Here is a 616-nt window from a genome sequence, read left to right on the forward strand (position 1 = left end):
CTTTGTGATTCATGACTGGGGTGAAGTCGTAACAAGGTAACCGTAGGGGAACCTGCGGTTGGATCACCTCCTTACCTGAAGATACCTTCCCGCGAAGTGCTCACACAGATTGTCTGATAGAAAGTAACGAGCAGAAAAAACCTCTACAGGCTTGTAGCTCAGGTGGTTAGAGCGCACCCCTGATAAGGGTGAGGTCGGTGGTTCAAGTCCACTCAGGCCTACCAAATTTCTTCTCATGCTGCGTTAAAGCGCCGCTCGTATAGTGAACTATACGTCGCGCCACTTTGCCTTGCCTGAAAAGAAATTACCGTTTGTCAAAAACGGAACTCCTGGTGAGTGGTAGTAGTGGTCTCTGCAGTAACTGTATGGGGCTATAGCTCAGCTGGGAGAGCGCCTGCCTTGCACGCAGGAGGTCAGCGGTTCGATCCCGCTTAGCTCCACCATTACAGTGACTCAAAACAATACTTCAGAGCAAACCGGAAACGGTGTGCTGCGAAGTATTATGCTCTTTAACAATCCGGAACAAGCTGAAAATTGAAACGACGTATCGTCTTCATTCTCCGTAATAAGAATGAAGCGGCGATATGTTCGAGTCTCTCAAATGCTTGCAGTCTGC

General features: G+C 48.9%; 2 tRNA genes and 1 rRNA gene. All 3 read left to right on the plus strand.

The annotated features are described in order from the left end of the window. A 16S ribosomal RNA gene (locus IB226_RS23065) occupies positions 1-74 on the plus strand; the annotation flags it as partial. 73 nt (positions 75-147) lie between these two features. Next, positions 148-224, plus strand: a tRNA-Ile gene (locus IB226_RS23070). A gap of 143 nt (positions 225-367) precedes the next feature. After that, positions 368-443: transfer RNA gene (locus tag IB226_RS23075), tRNA-Ala, on the plus strand. Positions 444-616 lie beyond the last annotated feature (173 nt).

Origin of the sequence: Pantoea sp. PNT03, assembly GCF_014852515.1 — a bacterium.
In the GTDB taxonomy this organism is placed as follows: Bacteria; Pseudomonadota; Gammaproteobacteria; order Enterobacterales; family Enterobacteriaceae; genus Pantoea; species Pantoea leporis.